This window comes from Achromobacter animicus (genome assembly GCF_040775605.1).
Taxonomy (GTDB): Bacteria; Pseudomonadota; Gammaproteobacteria; order Burkholderiales; family Burkholderiaceae_B; genus Achromobacter; species Achromobacter animicus.
Window position 1 is genome coordinate 1,423,161 of sequence record NZ_JAYGJK010000001.1, and the last position, 20,647, is coordinate 1,443,807.

Annotated in this window: 20 protein-coding genes; 6 read left to right on the forward strand and 14 right to left on the reverse strand. The window is 65.3% G+C overall.

Annotated elements, in window-relative coordinates:
- Positions 1–174: 174 nt before the first annotated feature.
- The 3 genes from AB3147_RS06375 to AB3147_RS06385 are packed head-to-tail and all read left to right on the forward strand — an operon-like array spanning position 175 to position 3,812.
- Positions 175–1,212 carry a branched-chain amino acid ABC transporter permease gene (locus tag AB3147_RS06375; protein WP_367351583.1) on the forward strand — a complete coding sequence of 346 codons (1,038 nt, stop codon included), beginning with the start codon at positions 175–177 and terminating at the stop codon, positions 1,210–1,212.
- Between the two features lie 3 nt (positions 1,213–1,215).
- Positions 1,216–3,051 carry a branched-chain amino acid ABC transporter ATP-binding protein/permease gene (locus tag AB3147_RS06380; protein WP_175122988.1) on the forward strand — a complete coding sequence of 612 codons (1,836 nt, stop codon included), beginning with the start codon at positions 1,216–1,218 and terminating at the stop codon, positions 3,049–3,051.
- On the forward strand, positions 3,051–3,812 hold the full coding sequence (locus AB3147_RS06385; protein ID WP_175122987.1) for an ABC transporter ATP-binding protein: 762 nt from the start codon (positions 3,051–3,053) through the stop codon (positions 3,810–3,812). Before AB3147_RS06380 ends, AB3147_RS06385 begins: the two co-directional genes overlap by 1 nt.
- A gap of 99 nt (positions 3,813–3,911) precedes the next feature.
- Here AB3147_RS06385 and AB3147_RS06390 read toward each other — a convergent pair whose 3' ends face one another.
- The 12 genes from AB3147_RS06390 to fdxA all read right to left on the reverse strand — a co-directional run bounded on the left by AB3147_RS06390 (position 3,912) and on the right by fdxA (position 15,033).
- Positions 3,912–4,754: a branched-chain amino acid aminotransferase gene (locus tag AB3147_RS06390; RefSeq protein WP_175122986.1), complete on the reverse strand. Its 843-nt coding sequence runs from the start codon at positions 4,752–4,754 to the stop codon at positions 3,912–3,914.
- 88 nt (positions 4,755–4,842) lie between these two features.
- Positions 4,843–5,865: an ABC transporter substrate-binding protein gene (locus AB3147_RS06395; RefSeq protein WP_367351584.1), complete on the reverse strand. Its 1,023-nt coding sequence runs from the start codon at positions 5,863–5,865 to the stop codon at positions 4,843–4,845.
- 112 nt (positions 5,866–5,977) lie between these two features.
- Positions 5,978–6,961: a branched-chain amino acid ABC transporter permease gene (locus tag AB3147_RS06400; RefSeq protein ID WP_175122984.1), complete on the reverse strand. Its 984-nt coding sequence runs from the start codon at positions 6,959–6,961 to the stop codon at positions 5,978–5,980.
- Positions 6,958–7,845 (reverse strand): branched-chain amino acid ABC transporter permease, encoded by an 888-nt coding sequence (locus AB3147_RS06405; RefSeq protein WP_175122983.1) that lies wholly within the window; start codon positions 7,843–7,845, stop codon positions 6,958–6,960. The genes AB3147_RS06400 and AB3147_RS06405 overlap by 4 nt, the downstream gene beginning before the upstream one ends.
- 99 nt (positions 7,846–7,944) lie before the next feature.
- Positions 7,945–9,159 carry an ABC transporter substrate-binding protein gene (locus tag AB3147_RS06410; protein ID WP_056568137.1) on the reverse strand — a complete coding sequence of 405 codons (1,215 nt, stop codon included), beginning with the start codon at positions 9,157–9,159 and terminating at the stop codon, positions 7,945–7,947.
- A gap of 64 nt (positions 9,160–9,223) precedes the next feature.
- On the reverse strand, positions 9,224–9,934 hold the full coding sequence (locus tag AB3147_RS06415; protein WP_062840538.1) for an ABC transporter ATP-binding protein: 711 nt from the start codon (positions 9,932–9,934) through the stop codon (positions 9,224–9,226).
- Positions 9,931–10,704, reverse strand: coding sequence for an ABC transporter ATP-binding protein (locus AB3147_RS06420; RefSeq protein ID WP_175122982.1), 774 nt, complete (start codon positions 10,702–10,704; stop codon positions 9,931–9,933). Before AB3147_RS06420 ends, AB3147_RS06415 begins: the two co-directional genes overlap by 4 nt.
- 352 nt (positions 10,705–11,056) lie before the next feature.
- Positions 11,057–11,692 carry an endonuclease III gene (gene nth / locus AB3147_RS06425; RefSeq protein ID WP_286894286.1) on the reverse strand — a complete coding sequence of 212 codons (636 nt, stop codon included), beginning with the start codon at positions 11,690–11,692 and terminating at the stop codon, positions 11,057–11,059.
- On the reverse strand, positions 11,689–12,348 hold the full coding sequence (gene rsxB / locus AB3147_RS06430; protein WP_367351585.1) for an electron transport complex subunit RsxB: 660 nt from the start codon (positions 12,346–12,348) through the stop codon (positions 11,689–11,691). Before rsxB ends, nth begins: the two co-directional genes overlap by 4 nt.
- A 78-nt stretch (positions 12,349–12,426) precedes the next feature.
- Complete coding sequence (locus tag AB3147_RS06435) at positions 12,427–13,653, reverse strand: polyhydroxyalkanoate depolymerase (RefSeq protein ID WP_191576767.1); 1,227 nt, start codon at positions 13,651–13,653, stop codon at positions 12,427–12,429.
- Positions 13,654–13,865: 212 nt separating this feature from the next.
- Entirely contained in the window at positions 13,866–14,666 is an 801-nt protein-coding gene (locus AB3147_RS06440) for a ferredoxin--NADP reductase (protein WP_367351586.1), read from the reverse strand.
- 43 nt (positions 14,667–14,709) lie between these two features.
- Positions 14,710–15,033 (reverse strand): ferredoxin FdxA, encoded by a 324-nt coding sequence (gene fdxA / locus AB3147_RS06445; RefSeq protein WP_006218015.1) that lies wholly within the window; start codon positions 15,031–15,033, stop codon positions 14,710–14,712.
- 157 nt (positions 15,034–15,190) lie between these two features.
- Here fdxA and pncB point away from each other — a divergent pair, with 157 nt between their 5' ends.
- Positions 15,191–16,366 (forward strand): nicotinate phosphoribosyltransferase, encoded by a 1,176-nt coding sequence (gene pncB / locus AB3147_RS06450; RefSeq protein WP_175122977.1) that lies wholly within the window; start codon positions 15,191–15,193, stop codon positions 16,364–16,366.
- 72 nt (positions 16,367–16,438) lie between these two features.
- Positions 16,439–16,789, forward strand: coding sequence for a RidA family protein (locus tag AB3147_RS06455; RefSeq protein ID WP_056321843.1), 351 nt, complete (start codon positions 16,439–16,441; stop codon positions 16,787–16,789).
- A gap of 106 nt (positions 16,790–16,895) precedes the next feature.
- On the opposite strand, the gene AB3147_RS06460 is transcribed toward AB3147_RS06455, so the two are convergent.
- A complete protein-coding gene (locus tag AB3147_RS06460; RefSeq protein ID WP_367351587.1) occupies positions 16,896–17,405 on the reverse strand; it encodes an NAD(P)H-dependent oxidoreductase in 510 nt (169 codons plus the stop codon).
- Positions 17,402–18,235, reverse strand: a complete 834-nt coding sequence (locus tag AB3147_RS06465) for a M90 family metallopeptidase (RefSeq protein ID WP_343737036.1) — start codon at positions 18,233–18,235, stop codon at positions 17,402–17,404. Before AB3147_RS06465 ends, AB3147_RS06460 begins: the two co-directional genes overlap by 4 nt.
- Positions 18,236–18,343: 108 nt before the next feature.
- Here AB3147_RS06465 and AB3147_RS06470 point away from each other — a divergent pair, with 108 nt between their 5' ends.
- Positions 18,344–20,623 (forward strand): RelA/SpoT family protein, encoded by a 2,280-nt coding sequence (locus AB3147_RS06470; RefSeq protein WP_218345239.1) that lies wholly within the window; start codon positions 18,344–18,346, stop codon positions 20,621–20,623.
- Positions 20,624–20,647 lie beyond the last annotated feature (24 nt).

The following is a 20,647-nucleotide window of genomic DNA, read 5'->3' on the forward strand; positions in this document are numbered from 1 at the left end:
CCCTGGATCGCCCGAGCGCGGGCCGCCCGATGACGGGCGCCCGATCGCGCGGGGGCGGCTCTCCGCCCGCCGCGCCGCGCCCGGCAGGACTTCGCACCGGCCTTTCCGGCCGGTGTGTCGTATCAGTGTTCCGGATGGGGTCGGGACACCAAGAAACCACAAGGTAGTTGTTAGATGGATTCCTCAATTGCGCTGATCCTGCTGCAAGACGGTGTCGTCAACGGCGCCATCTATGCCCTCCTGGGCATGGCTCTGGTGCTGGTTTTCGCCGTCACGCGCGTCATTTTCATTCCCCAGGGCGAGTTTGTGGCGTTCGGCGCCCTGACCCTGGCCATGCTGGTGGACGGCAAAGTGCCGGGCACCGCCTATCTTCTGCCGTTGTTGGGCCTGGTGTGCCTGGCGCTTGAGCTGGTGCGCGCCGTGCGCACGCGCAGCGCCGCGGCCCTGCCCAAGACCATCGCCACCTGCGTCGTGCTGCCGCTGGCGCTGTTCTGGTTGACCAAGAGCTACACCGGTCCCGAGAATTCGCTGTGGCTGAACATGCTGCTGACGCTGTTCCTGGTGATTCCGATGGGTCCGATGGTCTATCGCATCGTCTACCAGCCGCTCGCCGAAGCCACCGTGCTGGTGCTGCTGATCGTATCGGTCGCCGTGCACTTTGCGCTCATGGGCCTGGCGCTCGTGTTCTTTGGCGCCGAAGGCTGGCGCACCCCGGCATTCGTGAGCGGGCAGGTCGACCTGGGCTTCATGACATGGTCCGCGCAGAGCCTGTTCGTGGTCGCCACGTGCGCGCTGCTCATCATTGCCTTGTGGGTTTTCTTCGGCAAGACGCTGTATGGCCGTGCGCTGCGCGCCACCGCCGTTAACCGCCGTGGCGCGCGCCTGGTGGGCATCAGCTCCAACATGTCGGGCTCGCTGACGTTCACGCTGGCCGTGGGCATCGGCGCCATGTCCGGCATGCTGATCGCGCCCATCACCACGGTCTATTACGACACCGGCTTTTTGATCGGCCTGAAGGGCTTCGTCGGCGCCATCATCGGCGGCCTGGCCAGCTATCCCATCGCCGCGGCCGGCTCGCTGCTGGTCGGCGTGCTGGAATCCTTCTCGTCGTTCTGGGCCAGCGCATACAAGGAAGTGATCGTCTTCACCCTGATCATCCCGGTTCTGGTCTGGCGTTCGTTCAGCACCCATCACGCGGACGAAGAGGAATAAGCCATGAACCGCATTCTGCTTGCCGTTTTTCTCGTCGTCCTGGCGGGCCTGCCGATGGTGTCGGCCACGCCCGAGTTCTGGGTGACGCAGCTGAACTACATCGGCCTGGCCAGCCTGGTCGTGCTGGGCCTCGTGCTGCTGACCGGTGTCGGCGGCCTGACGTCCTTCGGCCAGGCGGCGTTCGTCGGCCTGGGCGCCTACACCACCGCCTACCTGACGACGCAGTACGACGTGTCGCCCTGGCTGGCGCTGCCTGCGGGGCTGATCCTGACCGCCGTCGTGGCCTATCTGCTGGGCGCGATCACGCTGCGCCTGTCGGGCCACTACCTGCCGCTGGGCACCATCGCCTGGGGCCTGTCGCTGTATTACCTGTTCGGCAATATCGACTGGCTGGGCAAGCATGACGGCATCGCCGGCATCGAGCCCATCAGCATCTTCGGTATCTCGCTGGCCAACGGCCGCCACATCTATTACCTGATCTGGGTCTGCGTCCTGTTGGCGCTGTGGGCCACGCGCAACCTGCTCAACTCGCGTCCCGGCCGCGCCATCCGCGCGCTCAAGAGCGGGGCGGGCATGGCCGAGTCCATGGGCGTCAACACCGCTGCCTACAAGATCGTCATCTTCGTGTGGGCGGCGTTGCTGGCCTGCGTGTCGGGCTGGCTGTATGCGCACATGCAGCGCGCCGTCAGCCCCAGCCCGTTTGGCCTGAACTACGGCATCGAGTACCTGTTCATGGCGGTCGTCGGCGGCGCGGGTTACGTGTGGGGCGCCTTGCTGGGCTCCAGCGTCATCCTGGTGCTGAAGGATCAGTTGCAGAACCTGCTGCCCAAGCTGCTGGACACCAACGCCAACTTCGAGATGATCGTCTTCGGCGTGCTGCTGATCCTGATGCTGCAATACGCGCGCAACGGCCTGTGGCCGATCCTGGCGGGCTGGTGGGGCAACATCACGGGCGCCAATGGTTCGCGCCGCAACCTGGCGCCGCCTGCCGCGGCCCCGGCCCTGCCGACGCGCGAGCGTCCGCAGCCTGGCCAGGTCGTGCTGGAAGTGGATGCCATCCGCAAGGAATTCGGCGGCCTGGTGGCGGTGAACGACATCACCTTCAAGGTCAGCTCGGGCGAGATCATGGGCCTCATCGGTCCCAACGGCGCGGGCAAGAGCACGACCTTCAACCTGATCAGCGGCGTGCTGCCGGTGACGCGCGGCCAGGTCACGTTCATGGGCCAGCGCATCGACAACCGCTCGGCGCGCGAGATCGCCAAGATGGGCGTGGGCCGCACGTTCCAGCACGTGCAACTGCTGCCGGGCATGACGGTGCTGGAAAACGTGGCGCTGGGGGCGCACCTGCGTTCGGACGTGGGCGTGCTGTCGGGCGCGCTGCATTCGGACCGCGCCCGCGAAGCGCAGCTCCTGCATGAAGCGGCCGAGCAGCTCAAGCGGGTGGGCCTTGGCGAATACCTGTACGAACAGGCCGGTAACCTGGCCCTGGGCCAGCAGCGCATCCTGGAAATCGCCCGCGCGCTGGCGTGCGATCCCGTGCTGCTGCTGCTGGACGAACCGGCCGCCGGCCTGCGCTACAAGGAAAAGCAGGACCTGGCGCGCGTGCTGGAACAGCTGCGCGCGGAAGGCATGAGCATTCTGCTCGTTGAACACGACATGGATTTTGTGATGCGCCTGACCAACCACCTCGTGGTGATGGATTTCGGCACGAAGCTGGCCGAAGGCGTGCCGGCCGACGTGCAAAAGAACCCGGCGGTGCTCGAAGCCTATCTGGGCGGCATCGACGACGACCTGCCCGAAGCGGACCAGGCCAAGCCCGTGTCGGCGGGGGGCGTGTGATGAGCACAACGAATTCCCCCGTTCTTGAAGTCAGCAACCTGTCGGCCCGCTACGGCAAGGTCGGCGCACTTGCCGGCGCCACGCTCAGCGTGCCGGCCGGCAGCATTGTCACCGTGATTGGCGCCAACGGCGCCGGCAAGTCCACGATGCTCAACGCCATCATGGGTTCGCTGCCGCAGACCGGCCACGCCGCCGGCACCGTGCATTACGCCGGGTCGGACGTGTCGGGCTGGATGGTCGAACGCCGCGTGGCGGCGGGCATGTCGCTGGTGCCCGAGCGCCGCGAGCTGTTCGGCACCATGTCCGTCGAAGACAACCTGCTGCTGGGCGGCTTCCGGCGGTATCGTGCCCGCGAAAGCGGCTGGCGCGACACGCTGAATGAAGTGTTCGATCTGTTCCCGCGGCTGCGCGAGCGCCGCGCCCAGCAGGCCGGCACCTTGTCCGGCGGCGAGCGCCAGATGCTGGCCGTGGGCCGCGCGCTCATGGCCAAGCCGACGCTGCTGATGCTGGACGAGCCCAGCCTGGGTCTGGCGCCGCGCATCGTGCGCGAGATCTTCCACATCATCGCGCGCCTGCGCGAGACCGGCGTGGCGATCCTGCTGGTCGAGCAGAACGCCCGCGCGGCCTTGCAGGTGGCCGATTACGGCTATGTGCTGGAAACCGGCGAGGTCATCCTGCACGGCCCGGCGCGCGAATTGGCTGGCGATCCGAAGGTGATTGAGAGCTATCTGGGTCTGGGCAAGGGCGCCGAGGCGGCCTGAATTACCCACCCGATGGGCCAAAAAAACGCCGGCGGCCGATTAGGCCCCGGCGTTTTGCGTTGGCGCAGCTGCTGACGCAAGCTGGCCGGTTCAGGCAGATCAACGACGCGTACTTTCTGCGTATTCCATGTACAGCTGATGCGCACGGCGCGCGATCGGGCCGTATTCCAGCGGGCGGTCTTCAACGCGGTTCACGTGCACCACCTTGCCGTAGTTGCCCGACGAAAACACTTCGTCGGCTGCTTCGACGTCGGCGCGGGTCAGGCTGCGTTCCTGCACCTCGATGCCGTCGGCCTTCAGCAGCGCCAGCACGCGGCGGCGCGTGATGCCGTTCAGGAAGGTGCCGTTGTCCACGGGCGTGGAGACGACGCCGTCCTTGGCCAGCCACAGGTTGCTGGTGGCGAATTCGGCCAGGTTGCCTGCGCCGTCCAGCATGATGGCGTTGTCAAAGCCCTTTTCGGCGGCTTCGCGGATGGCGCGTTGGCCGTTGGGGTACAGGCACGATGCCTTGGCGTCGGTGGGCGCCATGTTCGGCCACGAGCGCGCAAAGCTGGAGAAGCAGGCGGAAAAGCCCTGGTCGCCCGGCATCGGCACCTTGAACACGTGCAGTACGAATTGCGTCTTTTCGGCGTCGGGCAGCAGGAAGCCATCGGCGCAGAAGAACATCGGTTTGATGTAGAGCTCGGAGCCCTCGGGGAAGCGCGCCACGGCCTGCAGGCACAGGTCCTGGATTTCTTCCCAGGCCAGTTGCGGCTTCATCAGCATCTTTTCCGCCGAGCGCACGACGCGCTGGCAATGCAGGTCCAGGTCGGGCGTCAGACCGCGGAATGCGCGTGCGCCGTCGAAGACCATACTGGCCATCCAGAAGGCGTGGTCGGCCGGGCCGAGCAGTTTGGGGTTTTCAGTGGTCCAGTGACCGTTGTGCCAGAACAAGGCATCCATGATTGTTTTCCTTGGCTTGAATCGGGTTGGCGATCGGGCGCGGAGCGGGTCCGGAACGCCGAATCGCCAGAATACATGAGCGGGGCTGTTATTCCTTGGCCAGCGCTGCCTGCACGCGGTCGGCGACATCCGCAGGCACCCACTGCCGCCACACAGGCGCGTACTGCTTGAGGAAGTAACGCGCGGCGTCCTCGGGTTCCTTGCCCTCGTTTTCCAGCCAGCCCAGCGTGGCATCGATGGCGTCGTCCGGCACCGTCAGCTTGGTCAGGAACTCGGTGATGCGCGGCGCCTGTTTGGCGAATTCAGCATTCATGCCGGTGACGACCGGGTTGGGCTTGAACTGCGTAGCCACGGGATTGGCGCACTTGGGGTCGGTCATGCATGTGTAGGCCGCCTGATCGAAGGCGGGCAGTTCCAGCTTGACCAGATCCAGCGCGCCAACCAGCGACGTGGGCGTCCAGTAGTAGAAGACGATATCGCGCTTGCGCTTGTAGGCCGACACGATCGCCGCCTTTTGTGCCGCGCCCGAGCCGGGCGCGAACAGGGAGTAATCCTTGTCCAGCTTCAGGGCGCGCAGCAGGTTGTCGTTCAGCGTGCCGCAGGCCCAACCCGCCGGGCAGCCATAGATGCGGCCGCGGCCCGGGTCTTCGGGGTCGGCAAACACTTCCTTGAAGCGCGCCAGGTCGGCGGCGGACTTGAGCTCGGGGTGGCGCTCCACGGTGTAGCGGGGCACATACCAGCCTTCACCTGCGTCATAGACGTGGCCCACGCCCAGCACCTTGCCGCTGGCCAGCGCCTTCTTCCAGGCGCCTTCGATCTGGCCGGGCCAGACCTCGGGCGTGATGTCGACGTCGCCGCGCTGCAAGGCGGCCAGCATGGGCAGGGTTTCGCCGATTTCGACAGATGTCTTGCAGCCGTAGCCGTGTTCGAGCACGTAGCGCTCGATGCCGGCAAGCACCAGGTTGGATTCCCAGTTCAGGCCGCTGAAACGGATGGGCCGGTCGACTTCGCATACCGGGGTGGCGGTGGCGGCCTGGGCCGCGGCGGGGGACAGCAGGGCGGCGGCCAGCGCGAGCGCGCCGAGGCCGGGAACGAGATGCGTGATGCGCATGGTCGGCACCTGTGTAGTGGGGTGCCTGCCATTGTACGAGGCGATGGCGCGCGCCCCAATGCAACGGGGCCGCGATGCGCGGCCCCGAGGGTCAATCCACCGAAGCGTCAGATCACGCGCGGGCGGTGCGGCGGCGGTTGAAGAGGGCGCCCAGCTCGCCCACGATGCCGCGCCGGAAGGCCAGCACGCAGATCACGAAGATCAGGCCGCTGACGATCGTGACCGATTCGCCCAGACGCAGGAACCATTCGACGCCGGTCAGGTTGGCCATCATCTGGCCGAAGTCGCCCACCTTGTTTTCCAGCAGCACCACGATGAACGCGCCCAGCACGGGGCCGGTCAGGGTGCCCAGGCCGCCGATCAGCGTCATCAGGATCACCAGCCCGGACATCTGCCAGGTGGCGTCCGACAGCGTGGCCGACACGAACACCAGCGTCTTGGTGGCGCCCGCCAGGCCGGCCAGCGCGGCCGACAGCACGAAGGCCACCAGCTTGAAGCGGTCCACGTCGTAACCCAGCGAAATCGCGCGCGGCTCGTTCTCGCGCAGCGCCTGCAGCACCTGGCCGAAGGGCGAGTTCACCGTGCGCCAGATGATGAAGTAGCCAATGATGAAGATGGCCATCACCAGGTAGTACAGGTTGATGTCCTTGGACAGGTCGACCAGTCCCAGCAGGGTGCCGCGCGGCACGCTCTGCAGGCCGTCTTCGCCGCCCGTGAACTTGGCCTGCAGGAAGAAGAAGAACACCATCTGCGACAGCGCCAGCGTGATCATCGAGAAGTAGATGCCGCTGCGGCGGATGGCAAGCGCGCCCATGGCCAGCCCCAGCAGCGCCGCCACGGCCACGCCGAACAGCAGCCCCAGCTCGGTCGGCAGGCCCCAGACCTTCATGCTGTGTCCAGCCGCGTAGGCCGCGCTGCCCAGGAACGCGGCATGGCCGAAGGACAGCAGCCCCGTGAAGCCCAGCAGCAGGTTGAAGGCGCACGCAAAGAGGGCGTAGCACATGACCTTCATGGCGAAGATCGGATACACGCCGGCGAAGGGAAGCAAGGCCACCACGATGGCCAGGACCGCATAGCCCAGGAATTGACGATTCATTTTTCTTTTCCGAACAGCCCGGCCGGGCGGATCAACAGAACAATGGCCATGATGATGAAGACGACCGTGCTGGACGCTTCGGGCCAGAACACCTTGGTCAGGCCCTCGATCACGCCCAGGCCCAGCCCGGTGACGATGGCGCCAAAAATGGACCCCATGCCCCCGATCACGACCACCGCGAACACGACGATGATGAGGTTCGAGCCCATCAGCGGCGAAATCTGCAGCACCGGCGCGGCCAGCACGCCGGCAAAGCCCGCCAGCGCCACGCCGAAGCCATAGGTCAGCGTGATCATGCGCGGCACGTTCACGCCGAAGGATTCCACGAGGCGCGGGTTCTCGGTGCCGGCGCGCAGCAGGGCGCCCAGGCGGGTGCGTTCAATGACGTACCACGTGGCGAAGCAGACGATGATCGACGCCGCCACGACCCAGCCGCGATAGTTCGGCAGGATCATGAAGCCCAGGTTGGTGGCGCCGCGCAGGGCCTCGGGCGTGGGATAGGGTTGGCCCGACACGCCATAGAAGCTGCGGAACAGCCCCTCGATCAGCAGCGTCAGCCCGAAGGTGAGCAGCAGCCCGTACAGGTGGTCGAGCTTGTAGAGATGCTTGAGCAGCAGTTTTTCAATGATGATGCCGAACAGCCCCACGATCAGCGGCGCCAGGATCAGCATGATCCAGTAGTTCAGGCCAAAGTACGAAAGCCCCATCCATGCGACGAAGGCGCCCAGCATGTAGAGGGCGCCGTGGGCGAAGTTGATGACGTTCAGCAGCCCGAAGATGACGGCAAGTCCGAGCGACAGCATTGCATAGAAGGAACCGTTGACCAGGCCCAGTAACAGCTGGCCGAACAAGGCCTGTATGGGGATGCCGAAAATGTCAGTCATCTTGTGAAAGTCCTGCGCGGTACGGAAGGAAGCGAGCTAGTCAGGAGGAATGCGGCCGGGCCATCGGCCCGGACCGCATCCGGGATCACAGGGGCCGGTTTATTTCTTGACCAGCTTGCAGGTGGACTCGGACAACTTGGTGTAGACCTCGTCGCCAGGCAGCGTCGCCACCACCTTGTAGTAGTCCCACGGGCCCTTGGATTCGGCCGGGGTCTTCACTTGCATCAGGTACATGTCGTGGACCATGCGGCCGTCTTCGCGCACGACGCCGCCTTGGGCAAAGAAGTCGTTCACCTTGTTCGACTTCATCCACTTCATCACGTCGTCGCCGTTATCCGAGCCGGTGGCCTTGACGGCGTTCAGGTAGAACATCGCCGACGAGTAATCGCCCGCCTGCAGCATGGACGGCTTGCGGCCGACCTTGGATTCGAACTTCTTGGACCAGGCGCGCGAGGCGTCGGATTGGTCCCAGTACCAGCCGTCGGTCAGGTACATGCCCTTGGTGGCATCCAGGCCGAGCGAGTGCACGTCGTTGATGAACACCAGCAGGCCGGCCAGCTTCATGGTCTGCGTGACGCCGAATTCGTTGGCGGCCTTGACCGTGTTGATGGTGTCGCCGCCGGCATTGGCCATGCCCAGGATCTGCGCCTTGGACGATTGCGCCTGCAGCAGGAAGGACGAGAAGTCCGAGGCGCCCAGCGGTGCGCGCACCTGGCCCTTCACTTCGCCGCCCGCGGCCTTGACGACCGCCATCGTGTCGCGCTCGAGCGCGTGGCCGAAGGCATAGTCGGCAGTCAGGAAGAACCAGCTCTTGCCGCCATCCTTCACCACAGCCGAACCCGTGCCGCGCGCCAGCGCCACGGTGTCGTAGGCGTAATGCACGGTGTAGGGCGAACATTGCGCGTTGGTCAGGTCGGACGAGCCGGCGCCCACCGCGATGAAGGGCTTCTTCTTTTCAGCCGCGACCGCTGCCATGGCCAAACTGGTGGCCGAGTTGGTGCCGGCGATGATGACGTCGACCTTCTGCTGGTCGAACCATTCGCGGGCGCGTGCCGAGGCGACGTCAGCCTTGTTCTGGTGGTCAGCGGAGACGATTTCGATCTTCTTGCCGTTGACCGTGCCGCCGAAGTCCTCGACCGCCATGCGTACGGCTTCCAGGCCCGCCTTGCCGTCGATGTCGGAGTACACGCCCGACATGTCGGTGATGAAGCCGATGCGGATGACATCGTCGGAGATACCTTGAGCGTGGGCGGTTGCCCCCGCGAATCCCAGGCCCGCCATGGCCAGTGCAGCAGTGATGGTGTGCAGCTTCATGGGATGACTCCTCTTCCCTACAGTGTGGTGTTTGCCGGGGTTCCGGCGGATGACACAGGTTGCTTTAGACGCCCAGCAGTTCGTTGAGCGTGTCCTGTTTTTCTGAAAGTTCGGCGGCTTCGAAGTGCTCGACGATCTGCCCGTGCTCCATGACGTAGAAGCGGTCGGCCAGCGGCGCGGCGAAGCGGAAATTCTGTTCCACCATGACGATGGTGTAGCCCCGCTGCTTGAGCGCGGTGATCATGCGGGCCAGCGCCTGCACGATGACGGGCGCGAGGCCTTCGGAGATTTCGTCCAGCAGCAGCAGGTTGGCGCCGGTGCGCAGGATGCGCGCGACGGCAAGCATCTGCTGTTCGCCGCCCGACAGGCGCGTGCCGGGGGAATTGCGGCGCTCCTGCAGGTTGGGGAACATGTCGTAGATCTCGGCCAGCGACATGCCGCCGCCCAGCGAGCCGACGACGGGCGGAAGCAGCAGGTTTTCTTCGCAGGACAGGCTGGCGAAGATGCCGCGTTCCTCGGGGCAATAGCCGACGCCCAGGTGGGCGATCTTGTAGGTAGGCAGGTCGATGGCTTCGGTGCCATGGATGCGCACCGAACCCTTGCGCGAGCCGGTCAGGCCCAGGATGGCGCGCAGCGTCGTGGTGCGGCCGGCGCCGTTGCGGCCCAGCAGCGTGACGACTTCGCCCTGTCCCACGCGCATGTCCACGCCGTGCAGGATATGCGATTCCCCGTACCAGGCGTTGAGGCCCGAAATTTCGAGTGCGGGGGTGCTCATGCGTGCGCTCCTTGAAGTTCGCCGTCGGTCGTGCCCATGTAAGCCTGCATCACGGCCGGATGGCGGGAGACTTCGGCGTAGGAACCTTCGGCCAGCACCGAGCCGCGCGCGAGCACGGTGATGGTGTTGGCGATGGAGGACACGACGTTCATGTTGTGTTCCACCATGAGGATGGTGCGCCCGGCGCTCACGCGCTTGATCAGTTGCGTGACGCGGTCCACGTCTTCGTGGCCCATGCCCTGGGTGGGTTCGTCCAGCAGCATCAGCTCGGGCTCCATTGCCAGCGTGGTGGCGATCTCGAGCGCGCGCTTGCGGCCGTACGGCAGGTTGACCGTGGTTTCGTCGGCAAAGCCGCCCAGGTCCACCTGTTCAAGCAGCGCACGCGCGGGCTCGTTCAGGGCAGCCAGGCGCTTGTCGCTTTGCCAGAAGTGATAGGACAGGCCGGTCTTGCGCTGCAGGCCGATCCGCACGTTCTCGAGCACGGTCAGGTGCGGGAACACCGCCGAGATCTGGAACGACCGGATGATGCCGCGCCGTGCAATCTGCGCGGGGCGCTCGCCGGTGATGTCGATGCCATTGAACTTGATGCTGCCCGACGTGGGCGCCAGGAATTTGGTCAGCAGGTTGAAGCATGTGGTCTTGCCCGCGCCGTTAGGCCCGATCAAGGCATGAATCTCGCCCCGCTTGATACGCAAATCGACCCCGTTGACCGCGACGAAGCCGCGGAACTCCTTGGTGAGGCCTTTTGTCTCCAGGATTGTGTCATCCATGTTCGCTGCACCAGCGTTGTATTTATATGGTCTCTGCCTGGCGTCATTGCGTCAGGCCCCCGCAGGGTTCGAAAACTGTTTCCGTGCGTAGTTTTCTTATGAGTTGCCGGCGAGTATGCGGACGTCGCAATCAAAATTCCATGAGGGTTTGTCATAGGTTTTGCACTGCGGAAAGGGCAATTGTCGGCATGCCGACAATGCTGTCTGCATATGGGGAGAAAGGGAGCCCGATATGCAAATGCATTGCAGCAATTACGCGTTGATCGTCATCAAGATGTCATGCGGGAATAGGCGAGGGAAAACCCGGTTTTCCACTCGCATGATTCGCGGCCGCGTGCGCGCGCCGGATGCTTTATGCAGGGGTTTTCTGCTTGAATTCGCAGAGATCGGAAATGCCGCATTGGGGGCATTTCGGTTTGCGCGCCACACAGACGTAGCGGCCGTGCAGAATCAGCCAGTGATGCGCGTCCAGCAGATATTCCTGCGGCACGAACTTCATCAGTTTCAGCTCGACTTCCAGCACGTTTTTTCCGGGTGCAATACCGGTGCGATTCGAGACACGGAATATGTGCGTGTCCACTGCCATCGCCGCTTGCCCGAACGCGGTGTTGAGCACCACGTTGGCCGTCTTGCGGCCCACGCCGGGCAGGGCTTCAAGCGCCTCGCGCGTCTGCGGCACCTGGCCGCCATGCTGCTCGATCAGGATCTTGCTGGTGGCGATCGCGTTCTTTGCCTTCGTGCGGAAAAGGCCAATGGTCTTGATGTAGTCGGCCAGCCCTTCCTCGCCCAGCGCCGCCAGCGCCTCAGGGGTGCCGTACTGCGGAAAGAACTTGCGCGTGGCGATGTTGACCGACTTGTCCGTGGCTTGCGCCGACAGCAGCACGGCAATCAGCAGCTGGAACGGCGTGTCGTATTCCAGTTCGGTGGTGGGGCTGGGGTTGGCCGCGTGCAGGCGGGCAAAGATCTCTCGGCGTTTGGCGGCGTTCATGACTGCGTGGGATTGCGGCGGGCCCGCGCGCGGGCCAGTGCGGATTCGATGGCGGAGCGCTTGCGGTCTTCTTTTTGCGCGTCCTCCTTTTGCGCGTCCTCGGAAGCGGGCGCGGCGGGGGCGGGCGCCTCCGGGATGTGTGGCGCCATCAGGCGCGCGTTGTCGGCCGCTAGGCGCTCGGCGCGCGCCAGGTGGTTGCGATGGCGCTGGCGGCTGATTGCGGCGTCTTCGCTGGTCCATGCGCGCCTGGCCGGCACCATCTCGATGCAGTCCACCGGACAGGGCGCCACGCACAGGTCACAGCCCGTGCACCAGTCGTCCAGCACGGTGTGCATGTGCTTGTTCGCGCCGACGATGGCGTCGACCGGACAGGCCTGGATGCACAGCGTACAGCCGATGCAATGCGATTCGTCGATGCGCGCGACCAGCAGCGGGCCGGGTGCGCCGCGTGACGGATCCAGCGGCAGGAGAGGCGTGCCGAGCAGCGCGGCCAGTGCGGCGACGCCATCGTCGCCGCCGGGCGGGCAGCGGTTGATCGGCGCGGCGCCCTCGGCGATGGCGTCGGCATACGGCCGGCAGCCGTCGTAACCGCATTTGGTGCATTGCGTCTGAGGCAGCAAGGCGTCAACGCGGTCGGCTAATGAGCGACAGGACATGTAAAGCCAGTAATGAAAAGGGGCCGCTGGGGCCCCGGGGTACGGATCAGGTTGCCGGCGGCCGGCGCGGGGCCGTCGTCAAGCCGATTGCCGGATGAACTCGGCAATTTTAGGACAGATCATTTCGCGCCACCGGCGGCCCGAGAAAATGCCGTAGTGGCCGCAGTTCGGCGCGGTGTAGTGCGACTTGCGGTCGGCCGGGATGTTCTTGCACAGCTTGATCGCGGCGCGCGTCTGGCCCTGGCCGGAAATGTCGTCCAGTTCGCCTTCGATGGTGAACAGCGCGACGCTCTTGATGTCGGCCGGGCGCACCAGCTTGCCGTCGACTTCCCAGGTGCCGTTGGGCAGGTCGAAGTCCTGGAACACCATGCGGATAGTGTCCAGGTAGAACTCGGCCGGCATGTCCAGCACGGCGTTGTATTCGTCGTAGAAGCGGCGGTGCGCTTCGGCGTCGCTGTCGTCGCCACGCAGCAGGTCCAGGTAGAAGTCGTAATGCGACTTCATGTGGCGGTCGGGATTCATGGCCATGAATCCCGCATGCTGCAGGAACCCCGGATACACGCGGCGTCCGGCGCCCGGATAGCGGGGCGGCACGGGGTGGATCACCTGGTTCTCAAACCACGAATAGGGTTTGGTGGTGGCCAGGCGATTGACCTGCGTGGGCGACTGGCGCGGGTCGATGGGGCCGCCCATCATCACCATGCTGCGCGGCTGGCAGGGATCGTTGGCGGACGCCATCAGGGACACGGCGGCCAGCACCGGCACCGTGGGCTGACAGACGGAAATGACGTGCACGTCCGGGCCCAGATGGCGGATGAAGTCCTGCACGTAGCGCACGTAGTCGTTCAGATGGAACGGACCGGCTGCCAGCGGCACCATGCGCGCGTCGACCCAGTCGGTCACATAGACGTCGTGATTGGGCAGCAGGGCGCGCACGGTGTCGCGCAGCAGGGTGGCGTGGTGCCCGGAGAGCGGGGCGACCAGCAGGACCTTCGGATCGTTCTTGCCGGCCAGGCGTACGTCGCGCTGGAAGTGCACCAGGCGGCAGAAGGGCTTGTCCAGGGCAACGGCTTCGATCACGCGGGCGGACTTGCCGCCAATCTGGGTGGTGGGCAGATTCCAGGCGGGCTTCTGGTATTCCTTGCCGATACGGGTCATCAGCTCGTACCCGGCGGCCATCTGGCGGGAGATCGGGGTATAGGCGAGCGGGCTGTAGGGGCTGGAGAACAGCTGAGAACCGGCGTCCGTGAATGCAGCGAACGGAGTCAGGAAAGCGCGCTGCATTTCGTGCAATTGGTACAGCATTTCGGGGAAGTCCTTCTGGGTCGAGCGTGTGCCCCGATTATTGCTCCGGGGCGTAACGATATTTCCAATCAGCCTGAAGAATGTCCGGCAAACTGCCCTGTTTTGTTGCTAAAAAGCGACCCGTCATGTGTTACGCACCAGTTTAGGGCCGCGTTAATGCCTTGCGGTGATACCAAATGGTGGATTTACGGACTACGCCACGCGGTGGCGGATCACCAGTAGTTTTCAACCGCCAGGTTGCCCGGAATGCCGCGGCGCCCGGGCTTGAACCCACGATCACCCAGCAATTTGCGTGCCTCCGCCAGCATGGCGGGGTTGCCGCACAGCATGACCTTGGCGGTCTCGGGATCCAGCGGCTGGCCGGCCAGCTGCTCCAGGCGGCCGTCGGCGATCAGCGTGGTGATGCGCGCTTGCGGCATGCCGGGCACGGGTTCGCGCGTGGCGATGGGCAGGTGGATGAGCTTGCCGGGATTTGCGGCGAAGACGTCGGCCAGGGCCGGATCGCGGCGCCAGCCGTCGATTTCGTCGCGGTAGGCGAGTTCGGCTGCGGTGCGTACGCCATGCACCAGGATGATGCGGTTATACGCGCGCCAGACGGCGGGGTCGCGCAGGATGGACAGGTAGGCCGACAGGCCGGTGCCCGAGGCAAGCAGCCACAGGTCGCCGCCGGGCGCAAAGCGCTCCAGCGTCAGAAACCCGTAGGGGGCTTTTTCGACGTAGAGCGCGTCGCCGGGCTGCAAACGCGCCATGCGCGGGCTGAACAGGCCTTCGGGGACGACGATGGAATAGAACTCCAGGCCCGGCTCATGCGGGGCCGACACCATGGAGTAGGCGCGCCAGATCGTGGGCGGACCATCGGGGTCTTCAGCGCCGGGCAGGCCGACCCGGGCGAACTGGCCCGGCAGGAACGTGAAGGCCTCGTCCCGCGTCACGCGCACGGAGAACAGTTTGTCCGGCACCCAGGTGTGGACGCTGGTGATGGTCTGGCGCGTGTATTTGGAGTCGTCGGTCATCGGGACATCGCACGAAAGCGCCGGCCTGGCCGGCGTCCGTGGATTACTTTTCCAGGTATTGCAGCTTGTCCTGCTTGCCGTTCCAGTCGTCGGCGTCGGGCAGGGGCTTCTTGGCACGGCTGATGCTGGCGAATTCCGGAGAGAGTTCGGCATTCAGCGCGATGAAATTGAGTTGGTCCTGCGGCACGTCTTCTTCGGCGTAGATCGCGTTGGCGGGGCATTCGGGGATGCAGACCGCACAGTCGATGCATTCGTCCGGGTCGATCACGAGGAAGTTCGGACCCTCACGAAAACAGTCCACCGGGCACACGTCGACGCAATCGGTGTACTTGCACTTGATACAGTTTTCGGTGACTACGTGGGTCATTCAGGAACTCCGGGGCTCGGCGGCAGATGTGTCTTAATGGGCGGATTTTACCCAATGCCGCGCGGATGTGTCGGCAATACCCGTATTGACAGCGTGGCACTTCGTGCCGAAGGCCCTGTTCTTCATGCTATGGTGTCGCGAAACGAAACGCGCAATCATGATTATTACTTCGCTGCTCGACACCGACCTGTATAAATTCAGCATGATGCAAGTGGTGCTGCATCATTTCCCCGCTGCCCAGGTCGAGTACCGGTACAAATGCCGCACAAAGGGCGTGGATTTGCGCCCCTATATGGACGAAATCCGCCAGGAAGTGCATCAGCTCTGCCAATTGCGCTTCACGGACGACGAACTTAAATATCTGGGCAACTTGCGCTTTATCAAAAGCGACTTCGTTGATTTCCTTCGTCTGTTCCACATGCCCGAGCGCTGCATCCACATCAGCGAAGGCGAGGGACCCGGTGAAATCAGCATCGAGGTCAAGGGCCCGTGGCTGCACACGATCCTGTTCGAGATCCCTGTGCTGGCCATCGTCAACGAGGTCTATTTCCGCAACACGCGCAAGCATCCGGACTGGGAAGAAGGCCGCAAGCGCCTGCAGTCCAAGATGCACCTCGTGCTGGACGATCCCGCGCTGGCCGACTTCCGCGTGGCTGAATACGGCACGCGGCGCCGCTTCTCCAAGGCCTGGCACGAAGAGATCGTCACCACCCTGAAAGCCGAGATGGGACCGCATTTCGCGGGGTCCAGCAACGTGCTGCTCGCCAAAGAGCACGACGTGCTGCCGCTGGGCACCATGGGCCACGAATACCTGCAGGCCTGCCAGGCGCTCGGTCCGCGCCTGCGCGATTCGCAGGTGTTCGCGCTGGAAGTGTGGGCCAAGGAATACCGCGGCGACCTCGGCATCGCGTTGTCCGACGTCTACGGCATGGATGCATTCCTGCGCGACTTCGATATGTATTTCTGCAAGCTCTTTGACGGCGCGCGCCATGATTCCGGCGATCCCTTCATCTGGGGCGAGCGCCTGCTCGAACACTACCGCAAGAACCGCGTGGATCCGCGCGCCAAGACCCTGGTGTTCTCGGATTCGCTGACCTTCCCGCGCGCCATCGAGCTGGCGCGCCAGTTCTCGGGGCGCTGCAAGGTGTCCTTCGGCATTGGCACCAACCTCACCAACGACCTCGGCCACGAACCGCTGCAGATCGTCATGAAGATGGTCCGCTGCAACGGCCAGCCGGTGGCCAAGGTGTCGGATGCGCCCGAGAAGACGATGTGCGACGATCCCGCCTACCTGGCCTATCTGCGCCAGGTTTTCCAATTGCCGCCCGCCTGACGACGCCCGCGCGCCGCACGCGGGCAGCTTTGCCCAGTTCCACCCAAACCACTCGACTCTAGGGGAATTCTCATGAGCAGCATCAAGCGCTTTCACGTGACCAAGCGCCTGTCGGACATGGCCGTGTACAACGGCGTGGCCTACCTGGCAGGCCAGGTGCCGGACGATGCCACGCTGGACATCACCGGCCAGACCGAGCAAGTGCTCGCCACGATCGACCGCCTGCTGGCCGAAGCCGGCACCGACAAGACCAAGATCCTGATGGCCCAGATCTACGTGGCCAACATGAAGGAATTCGACGGCATGAACAAGGCCTGGGACGCATGGGTCGCCGACGGCAACTCGCCCCCCCGCGCCACCGTTGAAGCCCGCCTTGCCAACCCCGACTACAAGGTCGAGATCGTGGTGACGGCCGCGCTTTGATGAACGGTCGGGGCCGGCTGCGGCTGGTCCTGTGAAAAAGCCCTCTGGCGTGAGCCGAGGGCTTTTTTTGCTCTGATGTCAGACACCGGTGGTGCAGAACGCCGCCTCACGCGCCCATCAGCATCATCCCCGCCAGCAGGCCGCCCAGTTCCTCGCAGCGCACCAGATCCGCAGTCGGCACCGTCTTGGCCGCCAGGATCTGCGCCGCCGTCTGCGCGCCCATGTTTACGATGACGGCCGGCGCCACCGCCGTCAGCCGCCAGCCGGTGCAGATGCGTTCGACCTGCCGGGCCGCGCCCGAGCCGTCGCTGCCCGCGCTGATCAGGGCGGCATAGGGCAGTCCCTGGATGCGGTCCAGCACCGCGTAGTAATTGCGGTCGAAGAACTCCTTCATCTCGCCGCTCAGGCTGGCAAGATTTTCGGGGGCGCAGAAGACAAACCCCTGGCTGGCCAGCAAGGCGTCGGCATCGGCGTCCTGCGCGCGCCGCAGTTCGATGTGCAGATCGTCAGGCTGCTCCAGGGCAGCGGCCGCCGACGCCGCGCCGCGCGCCGCAGCGTGCGCCATCTGCTCGGCCGCGCCCGTGCGCGAATGCCAGACGATCAGCAACTGCTTCATGCGAATCGCTCCAGCGGATCCTGCCGGTAATAGGCCCGCAGCATGGCATACCACTCGGGCAGCGCTTGCTGCATGGGAAGGGGATCCACGAAAAAGTGTTCCGAACTGACCGCGAAGAACTCGCCTTCGTCCGTGGCGGCGTAGGGATCCATCGGCAACTGGCCGTACCAGGCGTCCGCTTCCTCGCTCTCGGGGTCCACGTCGTGCGGAATCGCCGCTTCCACGGCGTCGACCGCCGCGATGAAGCGGTCCAGGCTGTCGTCCAGCACCTGTCGCCACGCGCGCGGCTTGATGTCGGGATGCGCCGACAACGACGGCATGCCGTCCGCAAAGCCCGAGCGCAGGTCCAGCTTGTGGGCGAACTCGTGGATCACCACGTTGAAGCCGCCCTCGGACAGCTGCGTGTCTTCCCACGACAGGACCAGCGGCCCGCCTTCCCAGGCTTCGCCCGCGGCGTCCTCGATGTACTCGTGGACCACCCCGTCCTCGTCCTCGCGCGTCCGGGGGATGCGAAAGCTCGCGGGATACACGATGATCTCGTCCCAGCCCTCGTACAGTTCGGGCGTGAGATTCAGGATGGGCAGGCAGGCCTGCGCGGCGATGGACAGCCGCATGAAGTCCGAGACCTCCAGCCCCTGCGCGCCATTGATCGTCTTGCTGGCAAGCAGCCAGGCGGCGCGCGCCTGCAATTGGGCGGCTTCGCTTTCGGTCAGCGCCGCCAGGAATGGGTAGGTGTCCAGCACCTGCCGCCAGAGTTCTGGCGGGATGCGGGCCTGCATCTCGGCGACCTCGGACGGGCGGGCGCCGCGGCCCTTCAGCCAGCGCAACATAAGCTTTGGTTCCTTCCATATGCCGGGATGCGGCAGTGTGTTCAGGGTGACTGAACCCTAGTGTAGAGTGTCGAAATATTCAACCCGATACCTGCGCTACGCCCCGTCATGTCCGCCCCGCCCGTTCCCGATGCGCCTTCGCCATTTGACGCTTCCTGGCGGCAGGAGGCCGGAGCGGGCCTGGATGCCGAAGGCCTGGCATTGCTGGACCGGGTCGCTTGCTGGGCCGAGCCTCGCTTCCAGGGCCAGAACGCCCTGACGGGCGAGCCGCTGGCCGGCCATGCCGCCGGCGTCGTCCGTATCCTGGCGGCCTTGCACACCGATGCCGCCACGCGCGCCGCCGCCCTCCTGGCCGCGCTGCCCACCGATCTGATGGCGCCCGCGCCCTCGTTGCGCAACGACCCCATCGCCGTCGCCTTCGGCGCGGAAATCGCGCGGCTGGTGCAGGGCGCCTACGCGTTGCTGCGCCTGGGCGTGGTGGCCCGGCAGGCCAGCGATGCGTCGGCCGAAAGCGGTTCGCAGAAGGAAATGCAGCGCAAGATGCTGCTGGCCATGGCCGCCGACCTGCGCATCGTGCTGATGCGCCTGGCGTCCCGGCTGCGCACGCTGCGCTGGCACGCCGAGAGCAAGGCGCCGTGCTCGCCCAGCTTCGCCCGCGAAACGCTGGACCTGTACGCGCCGCTCGCCAACCGGCTGGGCATCTGGCAGATCAAGTGGGAAATGGAAGACCTGTCCTTCCGCTTCCTCGAACCAGACAAGTACAAGCACATCGCCCGCCTGCTCGAAGAAAAGCGAGTCGAGCGCGAGGCCTTCATCGCGGGCGCCATCACGCGCCTGCAGCAGGCGCTGGCCAAGACCGGCATCGACGCCGAGGTCAGCGGCCGGCCCAAGCACATCTACAGCATCTGGAACAAGATGCGCGTCAAGCGTCTGGATTTTTCCCAGATGTACGACCTGCGGGCGCTGCGCGTCATCGTCGACGACGTGCGGGCCTGCTACACGGCGCTGGGCATGGTGCACGAGATGTGGACGCCGCTGTCCGACGAGTTCGACGACTACATCTCGCGGCCCAAGCCCAACGGCTACCGGTCGCTGCATACGGTGGTGGCCGACGACGACGGCCGTCCCTTCGAAGTGCAGATCCGCACGCGCGAGATGCACCAGTTCGCCGAATACGGGATGGCCGCGCATTGGCGCTACAAGGAAGCGGGCGCCAAGGGCGGGCAGGTCGCGGCTTCCAGCGAATACGACCGGCAGCTCGCCTGGATGCGCCAGCTGCTGGCCTGGAACACGGATGTCGAGGGTGGCGAAAACACGCCGCCCGAGCCCGCCAAGCCCGCCACGGGCCGGGCCGCTGCGGGCAAGAGCCGCGGCGCGGTGACGGCGCCGGCGCATACCGACGAACGCATCTACGTGCTGACGCCCCAGGCGCGCGTGATCGAACTGCCCGCCGGCGCCACGCCGGTGGACTTCGCCTATCACCTGCACACCGACCTGGGCCACCGCTGCCGCGGCGCGCGCGTCGATGGGCAGATGGTGCCGCTGCAGACGCACCTGTCCACCGGCCAGACCGTGGAGATCATCTCCGCCAAGTCCGGCGGCCCGTCGCGCGACTGGCTCAATCCCCAGCTTGGCTTTTTGGCCAGCCCGCGCGCCCGCGCCAAGGTGCGGATGTGGTTCAACGCGATTGAACTGCAGCAGCGCATCACGCAGGGGCAGGCGCTTGTCGAAAAGGAATTGCAGCGCCTGGGCAAGACGGCCATCAATCTGGAGCAGCTGGCCCAGAACCTGGGTTTTGCGCGGGCCGACGACCTTTACGTCGCCGCCGCCAAGGAAGAATTCAGCCTGCGCCAGATCGACGCGGTGTTCCAGCAGCCGGCGCCCGCGGTCGAACCCACGCCGGCGGCCTTGCGGCACGCCAGCGCCGGCAGCGCCGAGAAAAGCGGCAAGAGCGGCGTGCTGGTGGTGGGAGTGGGGTCGCTGCTGACGCAGTTGGCCCGATGCTGCCGCCCGGCGCCGCCGGATGCGATCTCCGGCTTCGTGACGCGGGGGCGCGGCGTGTCCATCCATCGCCGCGACTGCCACAGCTATCTGGCGCTGGCTGCGCGCGAGCCCGAGCGCGTCATCGAAGTGGCGTGGGGCGAAACGGCCGACACCTTCTATCCGGTCGACATCAGCGTGCGCGCGCATGACCGCTCGGGCCTGTTGCGTGACCTGTCCGAAGTGTTTGCGCGCCTGCGTCTGAACGTCGTGGGCGTGAACACGCAGAGCAAGCAGTCGCTTGCCCATATGGTGTTCACGGTGGAGGTGCGCGGCGGCGAATCGCTGTCCCGCGCGCTGGATGCGCTGGCCGAAGTGCCGGGCGTGTCGTCGGCGATGCGCCGCTAGGCGCAGTTTCCGGCAGCGAGAACC

Bases quoted from the DNA above. Each gene is read 5' to 3' on its own strand.
- AB3147_RS06375 (WP_367351583.1), top strand. From the start codon at position 175: ATGGATTCCTCAATTGCGCTGATCCTGCTGCAAGACGGTGTCGTCAAC.
- AB3147_RS06380 (WP_175122988.1), top strand. From the start codon at position 1,216: ATGAACCGCATTCTGCTTGCCGTTTTTCTCGTCGTCCTGGCGGGCCTG.
- AB3147_RS06385 (WP_175122987.1), top strand. From the start codon at position 3,051: ATGAGCACAACGAATTCCCCCGTTCTTGAAGTCAGCAACCTGTCGGCC.
- AB3147_RS06390 (WP_175122986.1), bottom strand. From the start codon at position 4,754: ATGGATGCCTTGTTCTGGCACAACGGTCACTGGACCACTGAAAACCCC.
- AB3147_RS06395 (WP_367351584.1), bottom strand. From the start codon at position 5,865: ATGCGCATCACGCATCTCGTTCCCGGCCTCGGCGCGCTCGCGCTGGCC.
- AB3147_RS06400 (WP_175122984.1), bottom strand. From the start codon at position 6,961: ATGAATCGTCAATTCCTGGGCTATGCGGTCCTGGCCATCGTGGTGGCC.
- AB3147_RS06405 (WP_175122983.1), bottom strand. From the start codon at position 7,845: ATGACTGACATTTTCGGCATCCCCATACAGGCCTTGTTCGGCCAGCTG.
- AB3147_RS06410 (WP_056568137.1), bottom strand. From the start codon at position 9,159: ATGAAGCTGCACACCATCACTGCTGCACTGGCCATGGCGGGCCTGGGA.
- AB3147_RS06415 (WP_062840538.1), bottom strand. From the start codon at position 9,934: ATGAGCACCCCCGCACTCGAAATTTCGGGCCTCAACGCCTGGTACGGG.
- AB3147_RS06420 (WP_175122982.1), bottom strand. From the start codon at position 10,704: ATGGATGACACAATCCTGGAGACAAAAGGCCTCACCAAGGAGTTCCGC.
- nth (WP_286894286.1), bottom strand. From the start codon at position 11,692: ATGAACGCCGCCAAACGCCGAGAGATCTTTGCCCGCCTGCACGCGGCC.
- rsxB (WP_367351585.1), bottom strand. From the start codon at position 12,348: ATGTCCTGTCGCTCATTAGCCGACCGCGTTGACGCCTTGCTGCCTCAG.
- AB3147_RS06435 (WP_191576767.1), bottom strand. From the start codon at position 13,653: ATGCTGTACCAATTGCACGAAATGCAGCGCGCTTTCCTGACTCCGTTC.
- AB3147_RS06440 (WP_367351586.1), bottom strand. From the start codon at position 14,666: ATGACCGACGACTCCAAATACACGCGCCAGACCATCACCAGCGTCCAC.
- fdxA (WP_006218015.1), bottom strand. From the start codon at position 15,033: ATGACCCACGTAGTCACCGAAAACTGTATCAAGTGCAAGTACACCGAT.
- pncB (WP_175122977.1), top strand. From the start codon at position 15,191: ATGATTATTACTTCGCTGCTCGACACCGACCTGTATAAATTCAGCATG.
- AB3147_RS06455 (WP_056321843.1), top strand. From the start codon at position 16,439: ATGAGCAGCATCAAGCGCTTTCACGTGACCAAGCGCCTGTCGGACATG.
- AB3147_RS06460 (WP_367351587.1), bottom strand. From the start codon at position 17,405: ATGAAGCAGTTGCTGATCGTCTGGCATTCGCGCACGGGCGCGGCCGAG.
- AB3147_RS06465 (WP_343737036.1), bottom strand. From the start codon at position 18,235: ATGTTGCGCTGGCTGAAGGGCCGCGGCGCCCGCCCGTCCGAGGTCGCC.
- AB3147_RS06470 (WP_218345239.1), top strand. From the start codon at position 18,344: ATGTCCGCCCCGCCCGTTCCCGATGCGCCTTCGCCATTTGACGCTTCC.